This is a genomic window from Pseudomonas sp. (assembly GCF_050739995.1).
Taxonomy (GTDB): Bacteria; Pseudomonadota; Gammaproteobacteria; order Pseudomonadales; family Pseudomonadaceae; genus Aquipseudomonas.
Genome location: NZ_JBOICG010000764.1, coordinates 1 through 4,862, shown reverse-complemented (window position 1 = coordinate 4,862; position 4,862 = coordinate 1). Strand labels below are relative to the sequence as shown.

4 protein-coding genes are annotated in these 4,862 nt (G+C 60.8%); 2 read left to right on the top strand and 2 right to left on the bottom strand.

The genetic code is table 11. The features are described from left to right. Positions 1-65 precede the first annotated feature (65 nt). Complete coding sequence (locus ACRESD_RS25965) at positions 66-965, bottom strand: PA4780 family RIO1-like protein kinase (protein ID WP_431753519.1); 900 nt, start codon at positions 963-965, stop codon at positions 66-68. Positions 966-1,089: 124 nt separating this feature from the next. Continuing rightward, positions 1,090-2,367: an acetyl-CoA C-acetyltransferase gene (locus ACRESD_RS25960; RefSeq protein WP_431753518.1), complete on the bottom strand. Its 1,278-nt coding sequence runs from the start codon at positions 2,365-2,367 to the stop codon at positions 1,090-1,092. Positions 2,368-2,481: 114 nt separating this feature from the next. Here ACRESD_RS25960 and ACRESD_RS25955 point away from each other — a divergent pair, with 114 nt between their 5' ends. Together ACRESD_RS25955 and ACRESD_RS25950 are read left to right on the top strand one after the other, a co-directional pair. After that, on the top strand, positions 2,482-3,825 hold the full coding sequence (locus ACRESD_RS25955) for a 3-oxoacyl-ACP reductase (RefSeq protein ID WP_431753517.1): 1,344 nt from the start codon (positions 2,482-2,484) through the stop codon (positions 3,823-3,825). A 2-nt stretch (positions 3,826-3,827) separates the two neighbouring features. Beyond that, the gene (locus ACRESD_RS25950; protein ID WP_431753516.1) at positions 3,828-4,676 is read left to right on the top strand and encodes a MaoC family dehydratase; all 849 of its coding nucleotides are present in this window, start codon (positions 3,828-3,830) and stop codon (positions 4,674-4,676) included. The last annotated feature ends 186 nt before the right edge of the window (positions 4,677-4,862 follow it).

Sequence of the window (4,862 nt, the reverse complement as noted above, 5' to 3'; positions counted from 1 at the left end):
CCGTTAGACCGAGGTGATGCTATCGCAGGCAAGCCAGCTCCCACATTGGATCGCCGTTGCTCTGACTACTGCATCCAAGGCGGCGGTGGTGGCTCGTCGGACGCTTTGCCCGGCGGCGCATCATCCGCCGCGCGGATCGCCTGGCGACGCTCTTCATCCAGCCGCGCTGCTTCGATCTCGCGCATCACACCGCCCACGTCCGCCAACTCTTCCGGCTCGTCGAACTCGCCGGTCAATACGCTGGCCGGGTGCAGGGTGCCGGCTTCGTACAACGCCCACATTTCCTTGGCGTACTTGGTCTTCTTCAACTCCGGGGCAAAGCGCCCGAAGTAGGAAGCCATGTTGCCCACATCCCGTTCCAGCATGCTGAACGCGTGGTTGTTGCCCGCCGCATCCACCGCCTGGGGCAGATCGATGATCACCGGGCCGGTCGGCGTGAGCAGCACGTTGAACTCGGACAGGTCACCGTGCACCAGGCCGGTACACAGCATCAGCACGATCTGGGAAATCAGGAAAGCGTGATATTCGCGCGCCTGGTCCGGCTCCAGCACCACGTCGTTCAGACGCGGCGCCGCATCGCCGTACTCGTCGGCCACCAGCTCCATCAACAGCACGCCCTCAAGGAAGTCGTACGGCTGGGGCACGCGAACGCCCGCACCGGCCAGGCGGAACAACGCTGCCACTTCAGCGTTCTGCCAGGCATCTTCGGTTTCTTTCTTGCCAAACTTGGAACCCTTGGCCATGGCCCGGGCTTGCCGGCTGTTACGGACCTTACGGCCTTCCTGGTATTCGGACGCCTGACGAAAACTTCGTTTATTCGCCTCCTTGTAAACCTTGGCGCAACGTAATTCGTTACCGCAGCGCACCACATAAACAGCTGCTTCTTTACCACTCATGAGTGGGCGCAGCACTTCGTCGACCAGACCGTCTTCGATCAGGGGTTCAATGCGTTTAGGAGTCTTCATCAGCTTTTATTGTGGGTCCTGTATTACCAAACACGCGTGTGGCACTCGTTATACGGCAATCGGCTCGCCGGTGGGAGGGGCTACCGACCGTTGATCACTTAAGAATGCATCCAATATGCCAGTTTCAACGCTCAATGATCGCCGTCACCCCCTGGCCACCGGCTGCACAGATGGAAATCAGGCCACGCCCCTTGCCCGCCGCATCCAGCAACTTGGCCAGGTTGGCGACGATACGCCCACCCGTGGCTGCAAACGGGTGCCCCGCCGCCAACGAGCTGCCTTTGACATTGAGCCGACTGCGGTCGATGGACCCCAGGGGTGCGTCCAGCCCCAGGCGGGTCTTGCAATAATCGGCGTCTTCCCAGGCTTTGAGCGTGCACAACACTTGGGCAGCGAAAGCTTCGTGGATTTCGTAGTAATCGAAGTCTTGCAGCGTCAGGCCATTCCTCGCCAATAAGCGCGGCACGGCGTACACCGGTGCCATCAACAGGCCTTCGGCACCGTTGACGAAATCGACAGCCGCCGCCTCGCCATCGCGTAGATAGGCAAGGATCGGCAAGCCGCGCTCTTTCGCCCACTCCTCACTGCCCAGCAGCACCAGCGACGCACCGTCGGTGAGCGGCGTTGAGTTGCCGGCGGTGAGCGTGCCCTTGTCGCTGCGCTCGAACACCGGCTTGAGGCTGGCGAGTTTTTCCAGGGTCAGGTCAGGGCGCAGGTTGTTGTCACGGGTGAGGCCCAGAAACGGCGTCAGCAAATCGTTGTGCCAGCCTTCGGCGTAGGACGCGGCCATTTTCTGATGGCTTTCCAACGCAAGCTGGTCCTGCTCGGCCCGGGGAATCTCCCAGGTCTGCGCCATCAGTTCACAGTGCTGGCCCATGGACAAACCGGTGCGCGGCTCGCCATTGCGCGGCAGCTCGGGCTTAAGGTGATGGGGACGAAGTTGTAGCAACAGTTTTAATTTATCCGCCATGGACTGGCTGCGGTTGGCTTGCAGCAGAAGCTTGCGCAGCCCTTCATTCACGCCGATCGGCGCGTCGGACGTGGTGTCCACGCCACCCGCAATCCCACATTCGATCTGCCCCAGGGCAATCTTATTCGCCACCAGTAGCGCGGCCTCAAGCCCGGTGCCGCAGGCCTGTTGAATATCGTAGGCCGGGGTTTGCGGCGACAAGCGCGAGCCCAGCACGCATTCGCGGGTGAGGTTGAAATCGCGGGAGTGCTTGAGTACCGCACCGGCCGCCACCTCGCCGATACGCAGGCCGTGCAGGTTATAGCGTTCGATCAGCCCCTCGAGGGCCGCGGTCAGCATGGCCTGGTTGCTCGCCGTGGCATAAGGGCCATTGGAGCGGGCGAAGGGGATGCGGTTACCGCCAATGATCGCTACACGGCGCAATTGAGTCATGGAAAGCTCCCTGATGGTTGTGGGTGGAATCATCAAGCCTAGCCTAGGCTCAATCGAACGACTTTCACCTAGCGATGGTCCACCGTTTGAACCCCAGCACTCGGAGAGCGTTCCATGTCTGACCGTTATATCGACTTCGCCAACTCAAGCCTCGGCCATCGACTGGTCGCCGCCATTGGCCTGCCGTCGCCGGTACGCCTGGAGCGCTGGCAGGCCGGACGCCTGCGCCCGGTGGAAGGCGCCTTGCTGCTCGGCGGTGGGGCGCTGGTGTCCAAGGTGCAGGCGTTTGCCCACAAGCTCACCGACGCCATTTACAGCTACGGCACCGAGACATCGACGTGGATTCCCGGGCACGGTCCCAAGCTCAAGGCCGTGGTGTTCGACGCCAGCGACCTACAGCACACCGACCAACTCAAACAATTGCGTGAGTTCTTCCAGCCATTGCTGAAGAACCTGGATAACAGTGCGCACCTGGTGATCCTCGGCCGTGCGCCGGAAAGTCTCAGCGACCCATTCGCCGCCAGCGCCCAGCGCGCCCTGGAAGGTTTCAGTCGCTCCCTGGCCAAAGAACTGCGCAACGGCGGTGTGCTACAACTGCTGTATGTCGGCGACGGCGCCGAGGACCAATTGGAAGGTGCGCTGCGGTTTTTCCTGTCGCCTAAAAGCGCTTACATCTCTGGCCAGGTCATCCGTCTGCAAGCCTGCGCCACACCAGTCGAGGATTGGACCCGCCCACTTGCCGGGCGCAAAGCCTTGGTCACCGGTGCCGCCCGCGGCATTGGCGCGTCCATCGCGGAAACCCTCGCCCGCGACGATGCCGACGTGATCCTGCTCGACGTGCCCCAGGCCAAGGCCGACCTCGAAGCCCTCGCCGCACGCCTCGGTGCCCGTACCGTCGTGCTGGATATCTGCGCTGAAGACGCCGCCACGCAACTGATCGAACAGTTGCCGGATGGCCTCGATATCCTGGTACACAACGCCGGTATCACCCGTGACAAAACCCTGGCCAACATGACCCCGGAATATTGGGACGCGGTGCTGGCGGTCAATCTCAACGCACCGCAGGTACTGACCAAGGCTCTGCTCGACAACGGCACCCTGCATGACAACGCTCGCGTAGTGCTGCTGGCGTCCATTAGTGGCATCGCCGGCAATCGTGGGCAAACCAACTATGCGGCGAGCAAGGCCGGCCTGATCGGGCTGGCCCAGGCCTGGGCGCCGTTGCTCAAGGAACGCGGTATCAGCATCAATGCCGTGGCGCCTGGTTTTATCGAAACCCAAATGACCGCGCACATCCCTTTCGCCCTGCGTGAAGCGGGGCGACGCATGAGTTCGTTGGGCCAGGGCGGCCTGCCCCAGGACGTGGCGGAAGCCGTGGCCTGGCTCGGCCAGCCGGGCTCGGGTGCGGTCAGCGGCCAGGCGCTGCGTGTGTGCGGGCAAAGCCTGCTGGGAGCCTGAGCATGGAATGGCAGACATTGGACAGCAGCCCGTTTCTGCCGCCGCTGTACTGGCGGGCGGTGCTCAAGCGCAAGATCACCAGCAATCACCTGCCTGATAAAGGCCTGCGCTGCCACATCCGCGTAAACCCTGAGGACGTGGCGGCCTATCGCAAGGTGTGCGGGTTTGTAGACAGTTCGGTGCTGCCAGGGACTTATCCCCATATCCTGGCGTTCGGTTTGCAGATGCAATTACTCACCGACAAACAGTTTCCCTTTCCGCTGCTGGGGCTGATTCATCTGAGCAACCGTATCCGGATTCATCGCCCGCTGGGAGGTGTGAATAACGTGATGGTGGGTGTTTACGCACACAATCTGCGCCCCCATGCCAAGGGCGCGACGTTTGATATTGCGACCACGGTCGAGGATGCATTAGGGCTTTTGTGGGAAGCCGATAGCCGCATGCTCTGTCGCGGCGCGGCGCTTGCCGGCGAAACCCGGGAAGATCCTTTATCGACATCCGGCATCATCAGCGAGTTGGCCCGCTGGAAGGCGCCCGCCGATATTGGCCGTCAATACGCTCGGGTGTCCGGCGATTACAATCCGATCCACTTGAGCACATTGACGGCCAAGCTCTTCGGCTTTCCCCAGGCTATCGCCCACGGGTTGTGGAATACCGCCCGAACACTGGCCGCACTGCATCAACATTTGCCCGCCGCGAATGTTGAAATAGAGGTCGAATTCAAAAAACCCGTACGCCTGCCCAGCGAAGTTGTACTACTCACCAGCGCCGCTGGCTCCAGCGGCGAATTGCTGTTGAAGGGGGCTGACAACATTCAACATATGCTCGGCAAATGGCGACCCATTGCATGATTCGCGCAAGTTAATTGTATATATACATCCTAAGTTATAACGGACGCCTCGGCGTCCGTTATTCATTCAACCTACTGATTCATAACGAGTAGATTTATTTTAAAACACCCAACTTACACCCTTTGTATTAGTCCCTAAGCCGACCGAGACCTTGTGTATATAAATCGTTAATACCAAGTTGAGCGT

What these genes read in the sequence shown, in the direction of transcription:
- ACRESD_RS25965 (WP_431753519.1), bottom strand. Translation starts at nt 965, where the DNA reads ATGAAGACTCCTAAACGCATTGAACCCCTGATCGAAGACGGTCTGGTC.
- ACRESD_RS25955 (WP_431753517.1), top strand. Translation starts at nt 2,482, where the DNA reads ATGTCTGACCGTTATATCGACTTCGCCAACTCAAGCCTCGGCCATCGA.
- ACRESD_RS25960 (WP_431753518.1), bottom strand. Translation starts at nt 2,367, where the DNA reads ATGACTCAATTGCGCCGTGTAGCGATCATTGGCGGTAACCGCATCCCC.
- ACRESD_RS25950 (WP_431753516.1), top strand. Translation starts at nt 3,828, where the DNA reads ATGGAATGGCAGACATTGGACAGCAGCCCGTTTCTGCCGCCGCTGTAC.